Origin of the sequence: Cupriavidus necator, from assembly GCF_040578825.1 — a bacterium.
GTDB classification, from domain to species: Bacteria; Pseudomonadota; Gammaproteobacteria; order Burkholderiales; family Burkholderiaceae; genus Cupriavidus; species Cupriavidus necator_E.
The window spans coordinates 62,971-82,350 of the sequence record NZ_JBEFLI010000018.1 but is presented as its reverse complement, the minus strand read 5'-3'; the positions used below and the strand labels follow the sequence as shown (position 1 = coordinate 82,350).

Below are 19,380 nucleotides of genomic sequence, written 5' to 3'. Positions count from 1 at the left end.
AGTGTCTGCGCCATCGCATGCACTGCCGCGCACCGCCACGGCGCGGTCTGCCAACGCTCTGGCACGCTGCCCGGGCCCGCTGCTGTGGCACGCTTTTCGTGGCATCCCTTTCTCTCGACGGAGGCATACATGCTCAACGGCAAGACCGCACTGGTGACTGGCTCGACCAGCGGCATCGGGCTCGGCATCGCGAAAGCGCTGGCGGCCCAGGGCGCCAATATCATCGTCAACGGCTTTGGTGACGCCGACGCCGCAAAGAACGAGATCGCGCAGGCCGGCCAGGGCATCCGGGTCGGCTACCACGGTGCCGACATGAGCAAGGCGGCCGAGATCGAGGAGATGATGCGCTATGCGGATTCCGACTTCGGCGGCACCGATATCCTGGTCAACAACGCCGGCATCCAGCACGTAGCCAGCATCGAAGAGTTCCCGCCCGAGCGCTGGGACGCAATCATCGCCATCAACCTGACCTCCGCCTTCCATACCACTCGCCTGGCGCTGCCCGGCATGAAGCAGAAGAACTGGGGCCGCATCATCAACGTCGCCTCCACGCACGGGCTGGTGGCCTCGGCGAACAAGTCGGCCTACGTGGCGGCCAAGCATGGCATCGTCGGCTTTACCAAGGTCACTGCGCTGGAAACCGCGCAGACCGGCGTGACCGCCAATGCGATCTGCCCGGGCTGGGTGCTGACCCCGCTGGTGCAGAAGCAGGTGGAAGCGCGGGCGCAGAAGGAAGGCATCCCGGTCGAGCAGGCCAAGCGCGAACTGGTGTTGGAGAAGCAGCCGTCCGGCCAGTTCGTGACGCCCGATGAGCTGGGCGCGCTGGCCGTGTTCCTGTCGTCTGAAGCGGCCCGCCAGGTCCGCGGCGCGATCTGGAACATGGATGGCGGCTGGGTGGCGCAGTAAGGAGCAGCCCATGCAACGACGACGTTTCCTCGGCACTCTCGGCGCGCTGGCGCTCGGCACGCTCGCCGTGGGCGTACTGGGGCCTGCGGCCGATGCATTCGCGCAGGCGAAGCCACTGGCCATCGAGGTCTACAAAAGCCCGCTATGCGGTTGCTGCGAAGACTGGGTCAAGCACCTGCGTGCCAACGGCTTCACCGTGACGGTGCATGACGTCGAGGATACCGGCGTCTACCGCAAGCGCTTCGGCATGCCAGAGCGCTTCGGCTCGTGCCATACCGGGTATATCGGCGGCTACGCCATCGAAGGCCACGTGCCGGCGGCGGATATCCGCAAGCTGCTGGCGGCAAAGCCCAAGGCCGTGGGGCTGGCGGTGCCGGGCATGCCGGTGGGTTCGCCGGGCATGGAACAGGGCCCGCGCAAGGACCCGTTCGACGTGCTGCTGGTCAAGGCCGACGGCGCGGCTTCGGTGTTCGCCAGCTACAACAAGCGGGCCGCCTGAAGGCCTGCGTCGGCGGGTGCGCCTGCGCGCATCCGGCGATCACCGCGCGCCGGCAAGGCGCGCCAGCGCCGCTTCCACTTCCCTCCATACCGCCTCGGTTTCGCCCTCGGTGCATTCGCCGTGCTGGCGCTTGACCGCGCCCAGCCGGTTCAGCACCAGGTGCTGGTCCGGCGCCACGCCCACGCCTGCCAGGCAAGCCCGCACGCACGCCAGCGGACAGCCGTCCAGCGCCAGGATCGGCCGGCCGGATTGCGCCACGCGCGTCAGCGCCGGGACCCCGCCACCCACGCCGCTGATGCAGGACATTTCCGCGCGCCCGCTGCGGTCGAGCCGCACGGCGCACGCGTTGGCCAGTTGCGCCACGCTGGAGCAGCCGGAACAGGCGTACACCAGTGGCAAGGATCGATTCGGGGAAGCCGGCATCGCGCGCGTTTCGTGAGGTTTGTCCATGGCCGGGGCGTGCCCTGGCGAAAAGCGGCCAGCATAGTGGGCGCAACGGCGACGGGGTATTCGCCGGAAGGGCTAGCATCTCGGCCGTCTGGCATAGTCCAGGCGGGCAGGTGTCAAGATCCGCCCGCCAAAGGAAAAACCCCTGCGGCGCATCACGCCACAGGGGTCTAGCCCTGACTACAGCCGGTACGCCGCTCAGAGCAGCGGAGCGCCCGTCTTGGCCTGGATTTCCTCGCGGCTGACACCCGGAGCCGTTTCCACCAGCTTCAGGCCTTCGTCGGTCACGTCGATCACACCCAGGTCGGTGATGATGCGGTTGACCACGCCCACGCCGGTCAGCGGCAGGTTGCACTCCTTCAGGATCTTGATGTCCTCGGTGCCGTCCTTCTTCTTGGCGGTGTGTTCCATCAGCACCACCACGCGGCCGACGCCGGCAACCAGGTCCATCGCGCCACCCATGCCCTTGACCATCTTGCCCGGGATCATCCAGTTGGCCAGGTCGCCCTTTTCGCTGACCTGCATCGCGCCCAGGATCGCCAGGTTGATGTGGCCGCCGCGAATCATCGCGAACGAGTCGGCCGACGAGAAGATCGACGAGCCCGGCAGCGTCGTCACGGTCTGCTTGCCGGCGTTGATCATGTCGGCGTCGACCTCTTCCTCGGTCGGGAACGGGCCGATGCCCAGCAGGCCATTTTCCGACTGCAGCCACACTTCCATGCCTTCGGGCACCCAGTTGGCCACCAGCGTCGGCAGGCCGATGCCCAGGTTGACGTAGAAACCGTCCTGCAGCTCGGCCGCGGCGCGCGCGGCCATTTCGTCACGTGTCCATGCCATGATGCGTCTCCTTAGCTGGCCGCGCGCACGGTGCGCTGCTCGATGCGTTTCTCGGGATTGGTGTTCAGCACCAGGCGCTTCACGAAGATGCCGGCCAGGTGGATTTCGTCCGGGTCCAGCTCGCCGGTTTCGACGATATGCTCGACTTCGGCGATGGTGATCTTGCCCGCCATCGCGCACATCGGGTTGAAGTTGCGCGCGGTGCGGCGGAACACCAGGTTGCCCGCCTTGTCGGCCTTGTACGCCTTGACCAGCGCCACGTCAGCCGTTAGCGAACGCTCCATCACGTACTTCTCGCCGTCGAATTCGCGGACTTCCTTGCCTTCGGCGACGATGGTGCCGACGCCGGTCTTGGTGAAGAAGGCGGGAATGCCCGAGCCGCCGGCGCGCAGCTTCTCGGCCAGCGTGCCCTGCGGCGTGAATTCCAGCTCGAGTTCGCCGGCCAGGTACTGGCGCTCGAATTCCTTGTTCTCACCCACGTAGGACGAGATCATCTTGCGGATCTGGCGCGTGGCCAGCAGCTGGCCCAGCCCGAAGCCGTCGACGCCGGCATTGTTGGAGATGCAGGTAAGCTGCTTGACGCCGCTGTCGCGCAGCGCGGCAATCAGCGCCTCGGGGATGCCGCACAGGCCGAAACCGCCGACGGCGATCGTCTGGCCATCGCGGACGACGCCTGCAAGCGCTTCTGCGGCGCTGGCGTAGACCTTGTTCATGCTTTGCTCCTTCCTCGGTAGTTCCCTGTCGCTCTTCCCGCCGCCGGGTTGTGCGGCGGGCGACGCAGGGAAATTGTAACGGTACAATCGGCGACGGGCGCCGGATCTCGTCCGACCGACAGCATACGCAAGCGCCGCCGGCTGCGCCATTACGTAAAAATACATAAGCAGATGCCCGCCATCGACTACCAGACCGCCTTCCAGCTCGCTCCCGTGGGACTGGTGCTGTCACGCGAACGCGTGATCGAGGACTGCAACGAAGAGGTCTGCCGCATCTTCGGCAGCACGCGCGAGGCGCTGCTGGGCCAGTCGTTCCAGGTGCTCTACCCCACCGCCGACGAATTTGAGCGCACCGGTGCGCGCATCGTGCCGATCATGAACAAGCGCGGCATGTACTCGGACGAACGCATCATGAAACGCGCCGCCGGCGAGCTGTTCTGGTGCCATGTCACCGGGCGCGCGCTGGATCGCACGCAGCCGCTGGGTGCGGGGATCTGGACCTTCGAGGACCTGTCGCAGAAGCGCCAGGTCACTGCCGAGCTGACCGCGCGCGAGCGCGAGATCGCGGCGCAGCTGGTGGAGGGGAAGACCAGCAAGCAGATCGGCAAGCTGCTGGCGATCAGTCCGCGTACGGTGGATATTTATCGGGCGCGGTTGATGAAGAAGTATGGGGCGAGTACGTCGGTGGATCTGGTGCAGAGGTTGGTGAATCATTGACGCGCCCGGCGACGCGGATGAGGGAGCGGTTTTGGGTATGGCCAAGCCGCGGAAAAGGAGCGCGGTTTTGGATACGCCCAGACCGCGGAAAAGGAGCGCGGTTTTGGGTGCAACAAAGCCGTCCGAGCTAGCCTAAGCAAGGTGCTCTCCCTCTCCCCTCAGGGCCCTCAGGGGGAGAGGGGAGCAAACCCGCAGGGCGAGCCATGTCTCAGCCCTCAATAATCGCCCGAATCTCCGCCGGCACCGGCACCGACTTCTCCAGCGCGTAATCGCACCACACCACCTTCGCCCCACCCTCTGCCCACACCACATCAGGCAGGTCAGTACGCCGTATTTCCATGCGCGTCTCGAAACTGGTGCGCCCCAGCTGCCCGGCATAAACCCGGCACTCGATCTCACCCGGATACCGCAACTGACGCAGGAACGTCATATGCGCATTGATAATGACCGGCCCCTGCCCTTGCGCATCTTTGCCGCCCCGCCCCAGCGATGCAAACCACTCGATGCGCGCCTGCTCCAGGTACTGGAAATAGACAGTGTTGTTGACATGGCCCATGGCATCCATGTCGCCCCAGCGGATCGGCATGACCACCGTATAGACGTGTTTCATTACAGCCTCCAAAGCAACAGGCCCGCCGGTACCGGCGGGCCTGTTCTGTGACTTAGCGCTTGGCGATCGCGCCTTCAGCCTTGGTCACCAGGTCGGTGCCGATCTGCTTCTTCCACTTGTCGTAGACCTTGGCGGTGGCCTTGCGGAAGGCCTCATGCTCGGCCGGCGTCAGATGCGTCACCTTGACGCCGTGGGCTTCCATATCCTTCCACGCCGGGGTGCCGGGCTCGACCAGGCCCTTGCGGGCCAGCGCGATTTCCTGCTTGCCGGCGTCGATGGCGGCTTGCTTCACGATCTCGCGGTCGGCCGGGGTCCAGCTTTCCCAGATCTGCTTGTTGACCACGAAGATCAGCGGGTCAGCCACATAGCCCCAGGTGGTGACGAACTTCTGGCCCACCGTGTACAGCTTGGCGGCAGCGAACACCGACTGCGGATTCTCCTGGCCGTCGACCGCGCCCGAGGCCATCGCCGGCTGCGCATCGGCCCAGCTCATCTGGGTGGGGTTGGCGCCCAGCGCGTTGAAGGTCTCGATATACAGCGGCGAACCGACCACGCGCAGCTTCAGGCCCTTGAGGTCTTCCGGCTTGCGGATCTCGCGCTTTGAGTTCGACACCTCGCGGAAGCCGTTCTCGCCCCAGGCCAGCGGCACCACGCCGGCCTTTTCCAGCGTGGCGAAGATCGACTTGCCGACCTCGCCCTGCGTCAGCGCGTCCAGCGCCTTGTAGTCCGGCATCAGGAACGGCAGCGAGAACAGGTTCAGCTCGCGAACCTGCGGCGACCAGTTGATGGTCGAGCCGATGGCCATGTCGATCACGCCCTGGCGGATCGCCGAGAACTCGCGGGTCTGGTCGCCGGCCACCAGCGAGGTGCCCGGGTACAGCTTGATATTGATGCGGCCGTTGGTGCGCTGCTTCACCAGGTCGGCCCAGATCTCGCCGCCCTTGCCCCATGGGAAGGCGGGTCCGAGCACCAGCGACAGCTTGTACTCGGACTTGTAGGTCTGGGCCATCGCGCCGGCGGGGGCGAAGGCGGAAGCGGCAATGGCGGCTGCCGTGGCAAGCATCAGGGCACGACGTTTCATCTCATCTCCTCTCGGGAATCATCAATTCTTGTTGGTGAATGCGGTACATCAATAGCCAAGGTATTCCGGCAGCCAGGTCGCCAGCGGCGGATAGGCCAGCACCATCAGCATGGCGACAAACATCGCCAGCAGCATCCAGATCACCCAGGGCACGGTTTCTTCCATGCGCACGCGGGCAATCCGGCACGACACCATCAGGTTCACGGCCAGCGGCGGCGTGAACTGGCCCAGCGCCACCTTCAGCGTCAGCACCACGCCGAACCACACTGGGTTCCAGTGGAAGGCATTGACAATGGGCAGCAGCAGCGGCACGAAGATCAGGAAAATCGAGATGCCGTCCAGGAACATGCCGACCGTCATCAGCAGCAGCACGATCAGGGCCAGCACGCCGTACTCGCCCAGCCCGGAATTGGCGATGGCGTGCGCGAGCGGGTCGATCACGCCCAGCGTCGACAGCGCATAGGCAAAGATGCCGGCCAGCGCCACCACCAGCAGGATCACCGCCGAGGTCTCGGCCGCTTCCTGGAAGATGGTGAACAGGTCGCGCATGCCGATGCTGCGGTACACCACCATGCCGACGAAGAGGCCGTAGACCACCGCCACCACGGCGGCTTCGGTCGGCGTGAACCAGCCGGCGCGCATGCCGCCCAGGATCAGGAACGGCGCCACCAGCCCCCACGCGGCCTCGCGCAGGCTCTTCCAGAACGGCGGGCGCGGCAGCGCGGCTTCGATCGCGCCCATGTTGTGCCTGCGTGCCAGCCACACGGCCGGAACGATCAGCGCCACGCCGGCCAGGATGCCGGGGAGCATGCCCGCGGCGAACAAGGCCGGCACCGATGCACCGGGCACCAGCACGCTGTAGATGATCAGGGCCACCGACGGCGGGATCAGGATGTCGGTCGCAGCCGCCGCGCCCACCACCGCGGCGCTGTACGAGCCCGGATAACCGGCGCGCGACATCGCCGCGATCATCACGCCGCCCACCGCGGCCGCGTTGGCCGGCCCGGAGCCGGAGATGCCGCCGAGGAACATCGCCACCAGGATCGCCACCAGCGGCAGCATGCCCGGGCCGCGCCCGACCACGGCGATGGCAAAGGTCACCAGCCGCTGCGCCACGCCGGAGCGGTCGAAGATCGACCCCACCAGCACGAACATCGGGATCGCCAGCAGCGGGTATTTGGCCAGCCCCGCATAGAAGTTCTGCGGCACGGCCAGCAGGCCGAACATCTGGGTATCGAGATTGGACAGGCCGATCGCCACCAGGCCGCCCAGGCCCAGCGCCACCCCGATGGGCACGCCCAGCAGCATCAGGCCGATAAAGACCACGAACAGGGTAATGGCGACGAACGTCATTGCGCCTTCCCCGCCGTGGTGCTCTTGCCTTCATGGAGCGCCTTCAGCGCGCGCACGTTGCGCACCACCAGCCCCAGCGCGCGCAGCGCGATGCCGGCCGACAGCACCGGCAGCCAGATCGAGTACCACCAGCTCGGCACGCCGATGCCGGGCGAGGTCTCGCCGAAGGTGTATTCATCCCAGGTGATGCGTGCGCCCAGCACCGCCAGCGCGATGAACATCACCGCCACACCCAGCGCGGACAGGATCGCCAGCCGGCGTTGCCGGGCCGCGCTGCCGCGTTCAAAGAAGAATTCGATGCGGATATTGCGGTCGCGCGCCACCGCGGCGCTGCCGGCAACGAGCGCCAGCACGATCATCAGGAATACCGAGAATTCCTCGGTCCAGGCGAACGACTCGTCGGTGAAATAGCGGACCACCACGTTGGCGAAGGTGATGCCGACCAGCAGCACCATCACGATCACGCCGATCCCGTCCTCGAGGCGGGGCGAAACCCGGAATTCAGCGTCCTGCGCTTCGTCGGCGGCCTGCGGGATCACCGCGGAATCGACGACGTGTTGCGGCACGGCATTGCGCCGTGCCTCGTCTTGTTGCTCCATCTCCCCGGCCTCCGGCCCGGACCGCGCGGGCATGGCGGCCACGGCGGCGTTTTTCCTTGTATGTAAAGACTTAATCTGCAGACAGGGCGGATTATGCCAAGACTGGCATGCCGCGCACACGATATTTCTGCGGGGTGACGCTGGCTGGCGACGGCGGAAGGCGCGAGCTGCCGTGCCCAAGGGGACCGGATAAGCCCTGGGCGCACGGCCGGGGCATCCCGCGGCGCTTTTGGCGCGCGTCCGGGACGCGGGGGGCGGTGGCGCCCCCGACAGTCTTCAGGCCGGGCCTGTCAGACCATGCCGTCGTCGGCGGTGATGACGGCGCCGTTGATAAACTGCGACTGGTCCGAAGCCAGCAGCAGCAACAGGCCGTCGAGGTCTTCGGGCCGGCCCAGCCGCTTGCGCGGCAGCATCTGGATCAGCTTCTGGCCGGCGTCCGAATCCCAGTGGTGGTGATTGATATCGGTATCGATATAACCGGGGCAGATCGCGTTAGTATTGATGCCATGGCGCGCCCACTCGAGGGCCATTGCCTTGGTCATATGGACCACGGCCGCCTTGCTCATGCAATACACGCCGATCTGCGACAGCACCTTCAGCCCGGCCACCGACGCGATATTGACGATACGCGCCTGCGGCAGCGGGCTGCCGTTCTTCTCGGCGCCCTTGGCACGCGCGATCATGCGCTTGGCCACTTCCTGGGCAACGAAGAAGGCACCCCGCGTATTGGTATCGAAGACGAAATCGAAGTCGTCGGCGGTCACGTCGGTCAGCTTCTGCGTGGTCGACACGCCGGAATTGTTGACCAGGATATCGATGGCCCCCGCTTCCGTTTCCGCATGCGCCACCGCGGCGCGGATGCTGTCCGGATCGGTGACGTCCAGGCGCACCACGTGGGCGCTGCCGTCCTCGGATTCGATGGCCGCGCGCAGTTCCTTGAGCCGCTCGGTACGGCGCGAGGCCAGCACCACCTTGGCGCCGGCGGCGGCCAGCACGGTGGCAAAACGCGAGCCCAGCCCGCTCGAAGCGCCGGTGACCAGCGCGACCTTGCCTTCCAGATTGATCGACAAACCCATGATTACCTCTTGTGCGGGAGCCCCTCCACCCTAATCGGGTGCGGAAGGCAGCATACCAAAAAAAAGAACGACCGTTCCAAAAAAATCCTTGCCTGTGGGTGGCGAGTCCCGGACAATGCCGGAGATTCTAAGAACTTGGCCCGCAAAGGGAAAGAGGGAAAACCAGCGATTCTGGCGTCTACGGGCATCAAATCGCTGACAACTCACCCATCCCCGCCGTTCCGGCAACGGCGCCAGCGCGGCGCAGGTTCTAGCAGAACGATCACCGCATTTCCCACAATTGCAAGCAAGCTGCGAAGAAATAGAGGGTTAGAGACAATGGATCAGCAACAGCTCCTGGAGCAGTTCGGCCCGCGTGAAGCGATGGAATACGACGTGGTTATCGTCGGCGGCGGCCCCGCCGGCCTGGCCACGGCCATCCGCCTGAAGCAACTCGCGCAGGAGAAAGGCGCCGACGTCAACGTGTGCGTGCTGGAAAAGGGTTCCGAGCCCGGCGCCCACATCCTGTCGGGCGCCATCATGGATCCGCGCGCCCTCAATGAACTGATCCCTGACTGGAAGGAACTGGGCGCGCCGCTGAACCAGGCGGTCACCGAAGACAAGTTCCTGTTCCTGAACGAGACCGGTTCCAAGGGCACGCCGCCGGCGCTGCTGCCCGAGTGCTTCCACAACGAAGGCAACTACATCATCAGCCTGTCGAACTTCGTGCGCTGGCTGGGCCAGCAGGCCGAGGCGCTGGGCGTGGAAATCTTCCCGGGCTTCCCGGCCGCCGAGGTGCTCTACAACGAGGACGGCTCGGTCAAGGGCGTGGCCACCGGCAACATGGGCATCAACAAGGAAGGCGAGCCCACGGAAAACTTCCAGCTCGGCATGGAGCTGCATGCCAAGTACACGATCTTCGCCGAAGGCTCGCGGGGCCACCTGGGCCGGCAACTGCTCCAGAAATTCCAGCTTGACGCCGGCAAGGACCCGCAGAGCTACGGCATCGGCCTGAAGGAACTGTGGGAAATCGACCCGGCCAAGCACAAGCCCGGCCTGGTGGTGCACACCGCCGGCTGGCCGCTGGACCCGGCTACCTACGGCGGCTCGTTCCTGTACCACATGGAAGACAACAAGGTCGCGGTCGGCTTTGTGGTCGGCCTGGACTACACCAACCCGTGGCTGTCGCCGTTCGAGGAATTCCAGCGCTTCAAGACGCATCCGGAAATCCGGCAGTACTTCGAAGGCGGCAAGCGCCTCTCCTACGGTGCGCGCGCCATCACCGCCGGCGGCCTGCTGTCGCTGCCCAAGACCGTGTTCCCGGGCGGCGCGCTGGTTGGCTGCGATGCTGGCTACCTGAACGCCTCGCGCATCAAGGGCAGCCACGCCGCGATCAAGACCGGCATGCTGGCCGCCGAGGCCATCTATGACGCGCTGCAGGCCGGCCGTCAGCACGACGAGCTGACCGCCTACCCGGCCGCGTTCGAGCAGAGCTGGCTGTACAAGGAACTGCTGCAGGCCAAGAACTTCAAGCAGTGGTTCAAGAAGGGGCGCACCACCGCGACGCTGATGACCGGCATCGAGCAATGGCTGCTGCCCAAGCTGGGCATCCGCAACCCGCCCTGGACCATTCATCGCCAGAAGCCGGACCATGTGTACCTGAAGCCGGCAGCGGAATGCGAGAAGATCGTCTACCCGAAGCCGGACGGCAAGCTGACGTTCGACCGTCTCAGCTCGGTGTTTATCAGCAACACCAACCACGAGGAAAACCAGCCGGCGCACCTGACGCTCAAGGATGCGAGCGTGCCCGTGGATATCAACTGGGACAAGTACGCCGGCCCCGAGTCGCGCTACTGCCCGGCGGGGGTGTATGAGTTCGTGCAGGACGAGACATCGGGCAAGGAACGGCTGCAGATCAATGCGCAGAACTGCGTGCATTGCAAGACCTGCGATATCAAGGATCCTACGCAGAATATTGTGTGGGTGACGCCTGAGGGTGGTGGCGGGCCGAATTACGTGGGGATGTAAGGCCACCACGCCAGGCGAAGTCGACGGATTTGGGGGCTCCAACGCCGCCCGAACTTGCCTAAGCAAGGTGTTCTCCCTCTCCCGCATGCGGGAGAGGGGCGCATACCGGCAGGGAGCGAAACGCAATCGCGTTACCGCATCTGCCGCCGCGCCACCATCGCCCTGTCCACCACCTCCGCCTGCAGCGCCTCGCTCGGATTGCTGAACACCTCGCGCCGCAGCGCTTCCAGCTGCTGCCGGCGGTCCTGCTCGGACAACCCCGCAAACGCTTCGATCTGTGCACGCCGCGCCGCATAGTCATCGTACCGCTGTTGCCAGGCCTGCTCGGCCTGCGCCTGCTGCTGGTAGCGCTGTGCGACTTCGGGCCCGTAGGCCTGCGCCAGCGCCGCGCCGATGTCCTGCGCGCTGCGGCCGGCGGCCTGCATGCCGGCGATGGTGTCGCTGATTGCCTGCGGACGAGCATTGGCTTCATGCGCAGCGCGCAGCGGTTCGGGTAACGCAGCCTCCATTGCGGCCAGGCGCCGCTGCCGCTCCGCATCGTCGAGCCCCGGCAGCGCCGCGATTTCCAGCCGTGCCAGCATGGCCTCGTCATAGGCTTGCTCGTCGCCAAACCAGAGCGCCGCGACCTCGGGCAGCAGCCGCTGCCGGGCCGCGTTGCGCGCGGACTGCAATGCGCGCAGTTGCCCGACCTGCGCGGCACTGAGCGTGCCATCGCCCGCATCAGACTGCGGCTTGCGCGCGGCCTGCGGCTGGATTTCCGCGAGATAGGCCACATAGCGCTGCCACAGCTGCCACGCCTGCCCCGCCGCCGGCTGCGCCACGCGGCGGCGGATATCGTCGTACACGATCTGGTCCAGCGCCCCGGCACTGCCGGCGTCATGGCGCGCGCTGAGGAAGTAATCGAAGTAGGTGCGCAATGCACGCGTCAGGCGCAGGTTGCCGTGGGCGTCGGATTCAGGCCCGTCGGGCACGTCGACACCCGCCAGCGGCGGCAACGCGATGACGCCGCGCGCGGCACCCATGTCAGCCGATGCTGCCGACGGATTCACCGTGGCGACGGCCGCCGTGCGCTGCGGCACGGCAGCCGGGCCGGACGGCATCGTCATCCAGTACACCGCTGCCGCCGCGGCGCCCGCCGGCAACAATGCCAGCCAGAGCCGCGGCAGGCGCTCAGAGCTGGTCATTGCGCAGCCGGTTGGCGTGGCTGAGGATCACCGTGCGCGGGTCGACGTCCTGGTACAGGCCGGCCATCTGGTTCACCTCGTCGAGGTGGTTCCAGTAGTAGCCGGTGGCCAGCACCCGGCCCCATTTGCTGCTGCAGACAGAGACCAGCCCGTCATTGGGGCCGGCGCCCTTCAGCGCCATGATGCCGGCCGAGGTCGACATCATGGCCGTCGACGGATCCAGCAGGTTAGAGCGCAGCAAGCTGAACGGCCCGCCCTGTCCCGTCCACGAGTACGCCGCCTGCGTATGGGTGACGAGACGGCCCGCGGCATCGCGCGCCTGCCGTTGCTCGAACGCGGCGCCGGGCGTATCGCAGTCAGGCCCCAGCGCCGACTTGCTGCCCGGCGCCAGCGTCGCATTCAGGCGCGCATTCTGCTCGGCGGCGCCCTGCGTGGTCAGGATCTTCAGCGAGGCCATCGCATTCTGGTCCAGCGCCTGGCCGTTGCTGATACCGTTGAACCAGCCCACCGCATCGAATACGCCCTGGATAATGCCCACCAGCACCGGCCCCGCGACCGGGATGCTGTTGACGCCGTTGATCAGGTCCAGCACGGTGTCGGCCACTTCACTGCCGCGATGCGGGCTGCCGATGGTGGTGACCGAAGCGATGTCCTGCGGCGACATCGCCGCCACGTTGCGCGAGGTGGGGCCGCCCTGGCTGTGGCCGATCAGGTTGACCTTGTCAGCGCCGGTTTCCAGCTTGACCGCACGCACGTACGCCTGCAGCGCCAGCGCACGTTCTTCGTCGCTGTTGAACGAAGGCACTGTCGCCACATAGACACGCGCGCCGTGGGCACGCAGTAGTTCGGGGATGCCGTACCAGTAGTCGAGCACGCCACCCATCTTGGCCGCGCCGGTCAGGCCGTGGACCAGCACGATGGGGTAGCGCGTTTTGGCGTAATCCCCGCTCTGGGCTGTGGCAGGCGCCGCCCATGTCATCGCGGCCGCCGCGGCCATCGCCGCCAGGGTGGCCGCGATCCGGCCCGGCGTCTTTTTTCGTGCCACGGGCGTGCTGCGCCCCCACGCGTGGCCGGGGCCACGGTGTCCGCTGTGCTGCATCTTGTCTCCTCGGTGGTGGGTCTTTTTTTATTGAAAGCAAGTAAAGACGGCGCACCACGTGAAGACAATCAAAACATTAGCGGAATTCCTCCAAACGCCCGCTACAGCGATCCCCTACCGCAATGCACTACAGCGGCATGCGTGTGCTGGAAAGAAGCTGCTCGTAGATATAGCACTGCAGCAGCGTCATCTCGCGTTCGGCCAGCACGTCGAAGGCCACGCCGAAGGCCGGGAAGTCGGCGTCCTCGCCATCGGTATGCTCGGGCGCGACGCGCACCCAGCCGTCGACGGTCACTTCGCTGTCGAACGACGCGGTCCGCATCTTGAAGCGCAACCGCACGCGGCTGCCCGGCGCCGGCGACGGCGCGGTGGTGTGCACCAGTGCGCCGCCGGTGCTGAGGTCAGACAGCAGCGCCAGCCGCGCCGTGCCGCTGTCGGCAGCGTCGTCATCCGCGGGCTCCGTCAGGAAGGCGGCCAGCCGCGTGGGCACGCGCGCGGCCTTGCGTACCGGCGTCGCGTGCTGCTGCGCCGGCGCCGACAACACCAGGTAGCGGAACGGGCTGCGGCACACCGCGGTGATGGTGGAGGTGAAGCTGTGGATGGCCTGTCCGGAGAAGCCGCGCAGCAGCACGTTGTCGCCGGCCTGCAGCGGCATGTCGCGCCCGCCGATTTGCGGCCAGGTCACGAACAGGCCCTGCTCGATAAAGCCGATCAGGCGGCTCGCCGCGGCACGCGCGATCTCGCCTTCATGCTTGATATGGAGCAGTGTGCCCACCTGCAGGCCGAGCGGGCCAGTGGTGGGCCGCAGGACTTCATCGGCATCGATCTGGTCGTCCTCGCGGCAGACTGCGCCGTGGCGGAACACCAGCGCCAGGTCGCGCGCGTCGGGTATCACGCTGCCGCTGCCAAGCACCAGGTTGCCCTCGCCGTCGAGCAGCGACCAGGGCAGCGGGTGTCCGACCGGAAGATCGTTGGGAGTGAGCTGGATCATGGCTGTTTGCAGAGGGGCCCGGAGGCACATCCCGTGGCATGGCAAACCCACGGCGGAGCTGCCGGGCAGTTATCCGCCACCTGTATTCGGTCCTTATCGGCGCGGCCGCGTGGAAATTAAGCGGACCCCGATGGCGGAGGACACCATGTGTAGCATCCGCCCTTGCAGAAAGGTTGACGTGCCGCAAAAAACGGCACAGAATCGCGAAAAGCTGTCAGACAGCCTGACATATCGACACACGGGATTCTGATCATGACCACCCTGCCCCGGCCCGCCTCGCTCGCCAGCCGCATCGCCCAGTCGCTGCACGACGATATCCTCGCCGGCCGCTACGCCGCGGGCGCGCGGCTGCCCGCCGAAGCCAGCCTGGCCGATACCTTCGGTGTCAGCCGGCCGATCGTGCGCGAGGCCCTCGCGCAACTAAAGGCGGATGGCGTGCTGGTGACCCGCAAAGGCTCGGGTGCCTATGTCTCGGAAACCCCCGGCGGCCAGGCCTGGCGCGTGGCCAGCGCACCGGACGGTGGTCCGACCCTGGCGCAATTGTTCGAGCTGCGCCGCGTGGTGGAGACCGCCTGCGCCGAAATGGCGGCGCAGCGGCGCAGCGACGCCGATGTCGCGGCGATCCGCGCCGCGCTGGCGGCGATGCAGGCGCAGGCCGATGGCCAGGGCGACATGGCCAGCGCCGCGGCGGCCGACATGGCCTTCCACCACGCCATCGCCGAGGCCGCGCATAACCCCTGCTTTACCGGCCTGACCGATTTCGTCAGCCAGCAGATGCTGGCCGCGCGGCAGCGCGCGTGGGAGAACACCGCGCGACTGGTCGCCACCACCGGCGCGCCGCGCGCCGCCGACACCGAACACGCGGCGCTGGCCGAAGCGATCGCCGCCGGCAACGCCGCGGCCGCGCGCGAAGCCGCACGGCAGCACCTGGCCGCCGCCGCGGCGCGGCTGGGCCTGCCGGGCTGAGCCCCGCTGACACAGAGACAACCCAATCAAGGAACGAGCATGGAACAAGTGGATTGCGTCGTCATCGGCGCCGGCGTAGTGGGACTGGCGGTGGCGCGCGCGCTCGCGCTGCAGGGCCGCGAAGTGATCATCCTGGAAGCCGAGAACGCCTTCGGCACCATCACCAGCGCGCGCAACAGCGAAGTGATCCACGCCGGCATCTACTATCCCGCGGGCTCGCTGAAGGCGCAGCTTTGCGTGCGCGGCAAGGCCATGCTGTACGACTACTGCGCGAGCCACCATGTCGCGCACCAGCGCTGCGGCAAGCTGATTGTGGCCACCAGCGCGGCGCAGGTGGCGACGCTGGCGGGCATCCGCGCCAGGGCGGCTGCCAATGGCGTCGATGACCTGCAACGGCTGAGCCAGGCCGAGGCGCAGGCGCTGGAGCCGCAATTGCAATGCCATGCCGCGCTGCTGTCGCCGTCAACCGGCATTGTCGACAGCCACGGCCTGATGACCGCGCTGCTGGGCGATGCCGAACACGCCGGCGCGATGCTGGCGGTGCAGTCGCCGGTGCTGGGCGGCGCGGTCACGCCGGAAGGCATCCGGCTGGAGGTGGGCAGCGAGGACGGCAGCAGCACCACGCTGCTGGCGCGCACCGTGGTCAACTCGGCGGGGCTGACCGCGCCCGAACTGGCGCGCCGCCTCGACGGCATGCCCGAAGCGCATATCCCGCCGCAGTACTACGCCAAGGGCTGCTATTTCACGCTGGCCGGGCGCGCGCCGTTTTCACGGCTGCTCTACCCTGTGCCCGAGGCAGCCGGCCTGGGCGTGCACCTGACCATCGACCTGGGTGGCCAGGCGCGCTTCGGCCCCAATGTGCGCTGGATCGACGAGATTGATTACAGCGTGGACCCGGCCGATGCGGATGGCTTTTATGACGAGGTGCGCCGCTATTGGCCGGGGCTGGCCGATGGCGCGCTGCAGCCGGGCTATGCCGGCATCCGCCCCAAGATCAGCGGCCCGCACGAGGTGGCGGCGGATTTCCGAATCGATGGTCCGGCAGTGCATGGCGTGCCGGGGCTGGTTCACCTGTTCGGCATCGAGTCGCCGGGACTGACCTCGTCGCTGGCCATCGCTGAACGAGTCTGCGCGGCGCTGTCCTGAACTGCGCCGCCGCCTTCGGCGCGAAAGCTCATCGCCGCGCAGAAGGCACCCGCCGCCGCGGCAATCGCGGCGAGCCCGAAGGTATGCTCGGGCGCCAGCGCATTCCAGGTCCAGCCCATCGCCAGCCCGCCCAGCGTACCGCCCACGCCGTAGGAAATGCCGGTGTACAACGCCTGCCCGCGTCCCTGCAGCGGCCCGGCAAACCACGCCTGCAAGCGCTTCAGGCTGGCGCTGTGGTGGGCCGCGAACGTGGCCGCGTGCAGCACCTGCACCAGCGCCATCAGCCAGACGAACTGCGCAAAGTAGCCGGTCAGCCCGAAGCGCAACGCCGCCAGCACGAAGGTGCCAGCCAGGATGGTGCGCAGCGCATAGCGCGCGAACAGCAGCCCCTGGTAGTAGAAGAAGACGATCTCGGCCACCACGCCGATGGTCCACATCACGCCGATGGCGAACTTGCTGTAGCCCAGCTTCTCCAGCCACAGCGAGTAGAACACGTAGAGCGCGGCGTGCGCGAACATCATCAGGAAGGCTGACGCCAGGAACCACGCCACATCGGGACGGCGCAGCAGCGGCAGGGCCGGCGGCGCCGGCATGCGCGGGCCGTCGTCGACGGCATCGCGCATGGTCAGCACCACGCCCGCCAGGATCGCCAGCAGCGCGCTGGCCACCCACGGGAAGGCGCGCATGCCGACCGCCTCGAACAGGGCCCCGCCCGCCAGCACCGCGCCGATAAAGCCGACCGAGCCGAACATGCGGATGCGGCCATAGCTGTGGTCGAAGGCGCCGTAGCGGCGCAGCGTGGAAATGGTCAGCGCATCGCCCAGCGGCGACATCGCGCTGGTCAGCAGGCTCAGCGTCAGCATCATCGCCATCATGCCGCCGTAGCTGCCGACGCCCGGCAGCAGCATGAACGCCACCAGCGAGGTGAACGCGCTGACGCGCAGGATGCGCACGCGGGTGTGCATCACGTCGGACAGCCAGCCCCACAGATAGGGCCCGACGATGCGGCTGACCTGGAAGCTGGCCATCAGCACGCCGATCTGCACGGGATCGAAGCCGCGCCCGGCGAAATACAGGCTCACGTACGGCGAGATGACGCCGACGTAGCCGTAGTAGCCAAGGTAGAAAAGCCCGAAGCGGGCGTAGTCGGGGCGGCCGTCGCCGGTGGCGCCAGTGGCGCTGGACCCGCCCTCGCCCGCGGGGAGCGCAGCCAACTCAGCGCGGCTGGCCGGCCTGCGCGGGGATGCGAGGCGTATCGACCTTCACGTCGCCGCACTGGGCGCGGTGGCGCAGCGCATGGTCGATCAGCACCAGCGCCAGCATGGCCTCGGCGATCGGCGTGGCGCGGATGCCCACGCAGGGATCGTGGCGGCCGAAGGTCTCGACGGTGGCGGCGTTGCCGGCCTTGTCGATCGATTCACGCGGGGTGCGGATGGAAGACGTCGGCTTGATCGCCAGCGATACGGTGATGTCCTGGCCGGTCGAGATGCCGCCCAGCACGCCGCCGGCATTGTTGCCGCGGAAGCCTTCGGCGGTCAGCTCGTCGCCATGGACGCTGCCGCGCTGCGCCACGCTGTCGAAGCCGGCGCCGATCTCGACGCCCTTGACCGCGTTGATGCCCATCATCGCGTGCGCGATATCGGCGTCGAGCTTGTCGAACAGCGGCTCGCCCAGGCCTACCGGCACATTGCTGGCCACCACCTCGATGCGCGCGCCGACGGAGTCGCCGTCGCGGCGCAGCGCGTCCATATAGGTTTCGAGCTCGGGAATGATGTCGGCATTGGGCGCGAAGAACGGGTTCTCCGGCACGTGCGACCAGTCGGCGAATGGCACCGCGATCTCGCCCAGCTGCGACATGTAGCCCCGGATTTCGGTGCCGTACTGTTCGCGCAGCCACTTCTTGGCCACCGCGCCCGCCGCCACCACCGGCGCGGTCAGCCGCGCCGACGAACGGCCGCCGCCGCGATGGTCGCGGATGCCGTATTTCTGCCAGTAGGTGTAGTCGGCGTGCCCCGGGCGGAAGGTCTCGACGATATTGCCGTAGTCCTTGCTGCGCTGGTCGGTATTGCGGATCAGCAGGCAGATCGGAGTGCCGGTGGTCTTGCCCTCGAACACGCCGGACAGGATCTCGACCTGGTCGGGTTCCTTGCGCTGCGTGACGTGGCGCGAGGTGCCGGGCTTGCGGCGGTCCAGGTCGCCCTGGATGTCGGCCTCGGTCAGCGCCATGCCCGGCGGGCAGCCATCCACCACCGCGCCGATGGCGGGCCCGTGCGATTCGCCGAAGGTGGTGACAGTGAAGAGCAGGCCAAGGGTGTTGCCGGACATGATGGAAACCGCACAGGAATTGGGGACGGCCTCCATTGTAAGGCCAATGCCGGGCCGCGGGCGGCCCGGCAGGCTCAGGCGGCGGCGGTTTCGGGCGTAAATTCCGGGTAGAACTCGGCCCGCATCCGCTCCATATAAGCCACCAGGTTGGCATGCCCCTCGGCCGCGGTGCGGATCGGGGTGTCGAATACGGGGCACAGCAGGCTGCCGGCGAAGGCGAACAGCGTGGCATCGGCCCCGCACGGCTTGTCGCCCATCAGGTAGCGCTTGTCGCCCAGGATATCGGCGATCGAGGTCACGCCCTTGTTGGCCAGCGCCACCAGCTCCTCTTCACTGTGCCGGCCCAGCCCCTGCCCCCACAGCGTCTTGCGCACCTTGTAGCGCACCAGCCGCTCGGCCAGCCCGCGCACCGGCGCCGGCACGCCGCGGAAGAACAGCGCCGGGCCCTTGTCGAAATTGTGCTGGTCGAGCCAGCGCACGCGCGCCACCGCCCAGTACAGGTGGTCTTCCATCAGCTTCTCGGCGGCCCATGCGATGCCGCGCTCGGCCGGGCCCAGGCCGGCATCGAAGTCGATGTGGTAGGTCTTCTCGATATGCCAGCGGATCATGGTGGAATCCGCCACGATCCGGCCCATGTCGTCCAGGTACGGCAGCTTGCCCTTGGGCGCGTGGCGCAGGCTGCCGCGGCGCGTGTGGTACGGCAGGCCGGCGAGCTTGAGCAGCATCTCGGCCTTGGTGACGAAGGGGCTGGCATCGGGCAGCCCGAAGGCGGGGCCGAAGGTATAGAGGATGATCATCGGGGGGTCGAGTTCGCGTTCCGTCAA

General features: G+C 67.1%; 20 protein-coding genes. 6 read left to right on the top strand and 14 right to left on the bottom strand.

Annotated features, from left to right (window positions below; translation table 11 throughout):
* Nucleotides 1-129: 129 nt before the first annotated feature.
* Nucleotides 130-906 (top strand): 3-hydroxybutyrate dehydrogenase, encoded by a 777-nt coding sequence (locus tag AB1I47_RS11755; protein WP_354683928.1) that lies wholly within the window; start codon nucleotides 130-132, stop codon nucleotides 904-906.
* 10 nt (nucleotides 907-916) lie between these two features.
* Nucleotides 917-1,405 (top strand): DUF411 domain-containing protein, encoded by a 489-nt coding sequence (locus tag AB1I47_RS11750; protein ID WP_354683927.1) that lies wholly within the window; start codon nucleotides 917-919, stop codon nucleotides 1,403-1,405.
* Nucleotides 1,406-1,444: 39 nt separating this feature from the next.
* Here the strand turns inward: AB1I47_RS11750 and AB1I47_RS11745 are convergent, their stop codons facing one another.
* The 3 genes from AB1I47_RS11745 to AB1I47_RS11735 form a co-directional block, all read right to left on the bottom strand.
* A complete protein-coding gene (locus AB1I47_RS11745) occupies nucleotides 1,445-1,828 on the bottom strand; it encodes a putative zinc-binding protein (RefSeq protein ID WP_354683943.1) in 384 nt (127 codons plus the stop codon).
* A gap of 222 nt (nucleotides 1,829-2,050) precedes the next feature.
* Nucleotides 2,051-2,689, bottom strand: coding sequence for a CoA transferase subunit B (locus AB1I47_RS11740; RefSeq protein ID WP_354683926.1), 639 nt, complete (start codon nucleotides 2,687-2,689; stop codon nucleotides 2,051-2,053).
* A gap of 11 nt (nucleotides 2,690-2,700) precedes the next feature.
* On the bottom strand, nucleotides 2,701-3,402 hold the full coding sequence (locus AB1I47_RS11735) for a CoA transferase subunit A (protein ID WP_354683925.1): 702 nt from the start codon (nucleotides 3,400-3,402) through the stop codon (nucleotides 2,701-2,703).
* 171 nt (nucleotides 3,403-3,573) lie between these two features.
* Here AB1I47_RS11735 and AB1I47_RS11730 point away from each other — a divergent pair, with 171 nt between their 5' ends.
* Nucleotides 3,574-4,119 (top strand): PAS and helix-turn-helix domain-containing protein, encoded by a 546-nt coding sequence (locus AB1I47_RS11730; RefSeq protein ID WP_354683924.1) that lies wholly within the window; start codon nucleotides 3,574-3,576, stop codon nucleotides 4,117-4,119.
* A 208-nt stretch (nucleotides 4,120-4,327) separates the two neighbouring features.
* On the opposite strand, the gene AB1I47_RS11725 is transcribed toward AB1I47_RS11730, so the two are convergent.
* The 5 genes from AB1I47_RS11725 to AB1I47_RS11705 form a co-directional block, all read right to left on the bottom strand.
* Complete coding sequence (locus AB1I47_RS11725; protein WP_354683923.1) at nucleotides 4,328-4,729, bottom strand: acyl-CoA thioesterase; 402 nt, start codon at nucleotides 4,727-4,729, stop codon at nucleotides 4,328-4,330.
* Between the two features lie 52 nt (nucleotides 4,730-4,781).
* Entirely contained in the window at nucleotides 4,782-5,810 is a 1,029-nt protein-coding gene (locus AB1I47_RS11720; RefSeq protein WP_354683922.1) for a DctP family TRAP transporter solute-binding subunit, read from the bottom strand.
* A 48-nt stretch (nucleotides 5,811-5,858) separates the two neighbouring features.
* Nucleotides 5,859-7,163: a TRAP transporter large permease gene (locus AB1I47_RS11715; protein ID WP_354683921.1), complete on the bottom strand. Its 1,305-nt coding sequence runs from the start codon at nucleotides 7,161-7,163 to the stop codon at nucleotides 5,859-5,861.
* On the bottom strand, nucleotides 7,160-7,762 hold the full coding sequence (locus tag AB1I47_RS11710; protein ID WP_354683920.1) for a TRAP transporter small permease: 603 nt from the start codon (nucleotides 7,760-7,762) through the stop codon (nucleotides 7,160-7,162). The genes AB1I47_RS11715 and AB1I47_RS11710 overlap by 4 nt, the downstream gene beginning before the upstream one ends.
* Nucleotides 7,763-8,052: 290 nt before the next feature.
* The gene (locus AB1I47_RS11705; RefSeq protein ID WP_354683919.1) at nucleotides 8,053-8,838 is read right to left on the bottom strand and encodes an SDR family oxidoreductase; all 786 of its coding nucleotides are present in this window, start codon (nucleotides 8,836-8,838) and stop codon (nucleotides 8,053-8,055) included.
* A 318-nt stretch (nucleotides 8,839-9,156) separates the two neighbouring features.
* Between AB1I47_RS11705 and AB1I47_RS11700 the strand changes: the two genes are divergently transcribed.
* Entirely contained in the window at nucleotides 9,157-10,845 is a 1,689-nt protein-coding gene (locus AB1I47_RS11700) for an electron transfer flavoprotein-ubiquinone oxidoreductase (protein WP_354683918.1), read from the top strand.
* 131 nt (nucleotides 10,846-10,976) lie between these two features.
* On the opposite strand, the gene AB1I47_RS11695 is transcribed toward AB1I47_RS11700, so the two are convergent.
* The 3 genes from AB1I47_RS11695 to AB1I47_RS11685 all read right to left on the bottom strand — a co-directional run bounded on the left by AB1I47_RS11695 (nucleotide 10,977) and on the right by AB1I47_RS11685 (nucleotide 14,119).
* Complete coding sequence (locus tag AB1I47_RS11695) at nucleotides 10,977-12,029, bottom strand: lipase secretion chaperone (RefSeq protein WP_354683917.1); 1,053 nt, start codon at nucleotides 12,027-12,029, stop codon at nucleotides 10,977-10,979.
* Entirely contained in the window at nucleotides 12,016-13,128 is a 1,113-nt protein-coding gene (locus tag AB1I47_RS11690) for an esterase/lipase family protein (protein WP_354683916.1), read from the bottom strand. Before AB1I47_RS11690 ends, AB1I47_RS11695 begins: the two co-directional genes overlap by 14 nt.
* Nucleotides 13,129-13,255: 127 nt before the next feature.
* Nucleotides 13,256-14,119 carry a flagellar brake protein gene (locus AB1I47_RS11685; RefSeq protein ID WP_354683915.1) on the bottom strand — a complete coding sequence of 288 codons (864 nt, stop codon included), beginning with the start codon at nucleotides 14,117-14,119 and terminating at the stop codon, nucleotides 13,256-13,258.
* A gap of 252 nt (nucleotides 14,120-14,371) precedes the next feature.
* On the opposite strand from AB1I47_RS11685, the gene AB1I47_RS11680 reads away from it, so the two are divergent.
* Nucleotides 14,372-15,085: a FadR/GntR family transcriptional regulator gene (locus AB1I47_RS11680; protein ID WP_354683914.1), complete on the top strand. Its 714-nt coding sequence runs from the start codon at nucleotides 14,372-14,374 to the stop codon at nucleotides 15,083-15,085.
* A 39-nt stretch (nucleotides 15,086-15,124) separates the two neighbouring features.
* Nucleotides 15,125-16,231: an NAD(P)/FAD-dependent oxidoreductase gene (locus AB1I47_RS11675; RefSeq protein WP_354683913.1), complete on the top strand. Its 1,107-nt coding sequence runs from the start codon at nucleotides 15,125-15,127 to the stop codon at nucleotides 16,229-16,231.
* Here AB1I47_RS11675 and AB1I47_RS11670 read toward each other — a convergent pair.
* The 3 genes from AB1I47_RS11670 to AB1I47_RS11660 form a co-directional block, all read right to left on the bottom strand.
* Nucleotides 16,153-17,445 carry an MFS transporter gene (locus AB1I47_RS11670; protein ID WP_354683912.1) on the bottom strand — a complete coding sequence of 431 codons (1,293 nt, stop codon included), beginning with the start codon at nucleotides 17,443-17,445 and terminating at the stop codon, nucleotides 16,153-16,155. The genes AB1I47_RS11675 and AB1I47_RS11670 overlap by 79 nt on opposite strands.
* 1 nt (nucleotide 17,446) lies before the next feature.
* On the bottom strand, nucleotides 17,447-18,556 hold the full coding sequence (gene aroC / locus AB1I47_RS11665) for a chorismate synthase (protein WP_354683911.1): 1,110 nt from the start codon (nucleotides 18,554-18,556) through the stop codon (nucleotides 17,447-17,449).
* Between the two features lie 74 nt (nucleotides 18,557-18,630).
* Nucleotides 18,631-19,353 (bottom strand): glutathione S-transferase C-terminal domain-containing protein, encoded by a 723-nt coding sequence (locus AB1I47_RS11660; RefSeq protein ID WP_354683942.1) that lies wholly within the window; start codon nucleotides 19,351-19,353, stop codon nucleotides 18,631-18,633.
* Nucleotides 19,354-19,380: the final 27 nt, after the last annotated feature.